The following is a 3725-nucleotide window of genomic DNA, read 5'->3' as shown; positions in this document are numbered from 1 at the left end:
TGCCTGACTTGGATCCAACTTGCGGCCGATCAAAGGCTCAAGGGTGGGGAGGGGCCTTGCTTGCAAGGAGGTAGCGCCCGGCGCACTCCATATATTTAAACATATGATGGCCATCGCTGACTACTACGCCACTGGCGGCAGCACTTCGTCGTCGTGGAATGAGCACTTGTCCAGTCACAAGAAGGAGGACCCTGGGGGTGCCCGTGATTGCTCAAAGTGCCCCATGGGCCGCCAAAAGGGCTTGGTGGCAACAACGCACGCCACTCGATGCTGACGCTGGTGTGAAGGCTTCATGGCTTCAGGCTCGGCCTCTCCATGCTACGAGCTCAGTTTGGGGTGTGGGGTGCAAGGCGTGCAGATGGGCAGCCAAGAACTGTTGCCAGGGGCCACTGGGCAGCTCCCAGATCCGGCGGCAGCGCCATTATGATAATTATGTGAAGCTTACTGTGACTGGGGGGGGGGGCTTCGAATGAGCAGTTTCAAGCGTCACGCTGCCTCGCAAACTCACAAGGAAGCAGTCATCCAGTACTTGTTTCGGCGTGCTGGCCATGCCGCAGCAAACTCCAAAGCAGGCAGCTGCCTGCCTGGAGCAGCCCCTGCCGTGGTGGACTTTGCCAATGCCTGGAAGCGCCTGGCGCTGCGGGAGAGTGACCAGCCAAGCCGCCGCAAACTACGGACGCTGGAATGGTGCCTGTTTGAGGCAATCCGTGACCGGGAGCATGACTTCCTCCAGGCTGCCAGGTGCATGAGCATCGCAACGGACGAGCGCAATGGCCGCCTCCTTGTGAAGTACGCAGCTTCGAATGACAACCTCGATGTTCAATACGGTTGCCTGGCGCTGCTTCGCGACGCTGGCAGCAACGCCCACGACATTGCTGCGGCGGTGCACAGGGCCGTGTCAAGCTTCTGTACACGGCGTGCAATCCACCCGGCGCTGAACACGCCGAGGGCCCAGCTGAATCACTGTGGCCAATGCAACGCTTCTCTGCAGAAGCACATTCTTGACCGTATCGAGATGTTCACGGCAGACGGGGCCGCCAATGAGCAGTTGGCCGCCAAAATGCTTCACCCAGCTTCTTTGCGAAGCAGCCTCTGCCAGAAGCTGCCCAACCTGCGCATGATCCTCAGGGACAGGGCGCACGCCACCCGGCGGCTTACCGAGCGCACCTTCCAGGCAGACTCCAAGCTTGACCGCATTATGCGGGTGGTTGTTTTGGGCGAAACCTCTGTCGCCCGTCTCCTGAACAACTCCCGGCAACTGCAGTGCATGTTCGAGGAGGAGGTCAGCAAACAGGCGCGCAAAGGCAACGCCGCTGGGGTGCAAGGCTCCATCCGGAACATGTCTTTCGCCAAGCAGCGCTTTGACTCGACGGCAAAGCCCCTTGGCCGCTGCCTGCTCAACCTGGATGCCACCATCAGCACAATGGACCTCATTTGCCAGCAGCGTCCTGCTGCCTCCAAGGAGCACAAGGGAGCGCTGCAGTTCCTGCAGCTCCTCAGCGAGCCACAGAACGTCGTCCTCATGGGTATGCTTGCCGACGCCAGCGATGAATGCCTGGTCCTAACCCGCTTCTTTGACCGTGAAGCCTTCCGGGTGGAGGAGATGTCTGAGCAGCTTGCAGGATTCAAGCAAAGGCTCAGGCAGCTCTTTGCTGAGAAAGGCTGCCTGACCATGGGCTACACCAGCCTAGCCCTTGAGCACTTGCGCCACACCAAGCTGCTGCCTATTCCAGGGCGTGGACTTGTCGAGTTGGGAGGCAGCGGTAGTACCAGCCCAGAGTCTGTCACAGAGTGCCTTGGGCACATGGTTGCTTGGAGCCGCCTGGCCGAGGAGGTCGCCAACACCGAGTTCCCTGAGTTTGAGCTCCTGGCTTGCTTCAGGGTATTCCGCCTAGCAGCTCCGCAACCGGAAGCCCGCTCCAGTTCCAAGCTCGCTGCTTCCATGCCCATGCCAAGCCTGGCGCGAACCCAGAACCGGGACCTGGAGCGGCTTGCCACGGCCTTCAAAGTTGACACTGCGAGGCTGTTTGACCAGTTCAAGGAGCACGTGCCAATTGTCCAGGCCGAGCTGAGACGGGCACCTGAAGTGCCAGCTGCCACAGCATGGCAACGTGCGATTCAGCGAACGCAAGCCACCAAGCGTCGCAGACAAAACTTCCCAGCAGAAACGCTGCACGCCCTGCTGCAGCGCTTCGCTGTAGCTCCCGGCTCCACAGCGGGCATCGAGCAAAACTTCTCCATGTTCAAAAGGCACCTTGGGGAGCACTGGCAGGGGAGCCCAGAAGCCGAGGAGCGCCAATTGGTCCTCGAGTTGGCCCGAGCTGCCTTGCCCACCCCAGACGAAAAGCTGCTGGGAGCAGCTCGCCTCATTTGGTCTTGCACCTTCGGAGCACCACGCATCGGAAGGCCAGGCAAGCTCCGCCGGCAAGCCACAGCCCACTTGCGGCAGCTGCCGTTGCACGACGCCCCAACAGCTGCGGCATGGTTGAGGCGCCGGCGCCAGGAGGCCGCCGCTGCTGCAGCCGCTGCCACAGTCACGCCAGCCACTACGCCCATTACAGACCAGGCCTTGGAGGCAGCAGCCATAGCAGCCTGGACAGCACGCCATGAGAAAGAGGCGTGCTTCCAGCAGGCAGCCCGAGATGAACGCCAACGTGCAGCTGTCCAGGAGGGCGTTCTCCCAATTGAGGCCCTCGGCCATGACGCAGAGCAGAAGATGGCTGCCTTCCACGCGCAGGAGAGGGACCGCCAGATAATTTTGGACGCACGTCTTCGACTGCGGGCCAAAACGCTGCAGCCGCCGCAGGCGCCTGCCCTCTACGGCTGCCAGGTTTTCGTGGATGAGGAGGCCACGGCCGCCCTTCAAAGGTGGCCAAGCCAGTGGCAACTCAAGCTTCGTCAGGAACAACTGAGGCTGGTCCAGGACAGGGCCGTTGCCCAGGTTTTTGTGACAGTGAACCCGTCTGCGCCAGGGGACCGCATTCGGTGTGTGGCGGCTATGACAGGCGCAGTCCTTTGCACACCTGAGTTTCTTCTCACACCGCCAGGGGTGGTGGTGCAGCTGAAGCGTGGCCTGTCGTTGCCCCGCCACATTTTTGTGTCGCAAGCCTGCCAGGGCTGCCACCCAGGCATGATTGACTTGATGCGACGCGTCTGCCAGCTGACAGAGAAGGCTTGTCGCTGGACCTGGTACTTGGAGGCCGACGGGGCACAGCGGCAGCAGGTCTTCCTTAGCCGGGCACGAAAGCGGGGCCGCAACCACCGCCAGGAAATGGTCACCTTGCTTGCGCCCGGCCAAATTCGCGATGCTGCTTTCCAGGCATTCCCTAATTGCATGACAGTCTCCTCCTTTCTTGTGGCCATCCACAGGGTGGATGCCCGTTTCACACAGTTGGGGTTTTGCAAGCGTTAGGCTTGCAAGCGGGGTGGGCTGCAACTGGGGCACGCGCCACAGAGACTGCCAGGAACGGCCCAGCAAAATGAGAGGGCTTGAGCTACAGAACAAGCACTTAAGACTTTCATGGGGTAACGGCTGGCAGTCTTTCCAATTGCGGCCCAGGGGCTCGAAACAGCAGCGAAAGCTTCCTGCTTGGACCTTGAGAGTGGGAAAACAACGCACGAGTGTGGCATTGGAGATTGACTTTGGGGGAGCAGTCCCCGGCACACCCCATATTAACCTTCAGCTTGCTGCTTTCACTTGGAGTCGGTGTGGTCTGCTCTGGGCT

Annotated in this window: 1 protein-coding gene; it reads left to right on the top strand. The window is 60.8% G+C overall.

The genetic code is table 11. From position 1 onward, the window contains the following. The first annotated feature begins 469 nt into the window (after nucleotides 1-469). Nucleotides 470-3412, top strand: coding sequence for an amino acid adenylation domain-containing protein (locus ABWQ00_RS15515; protein WP_353239560.1), 2943 nt, complete (start codon nucleotides 470-472; stop codon nucleotides 3410-3412). Nucleotides 3413-3725: the final 313 nt, after the last annotated feature.

This window comes from Limnohabitans sp., from assembly GCF_040400975.1.
Lineage (GTDB): Bacteria > Pseudomonadota > Gammaproteobacteria > Burkholderiales > Burkholderiaceae_C > Limnohabitans_A.
This window is presented reverse-complemented; position numbering and strand designations above follow the sequence as displayed.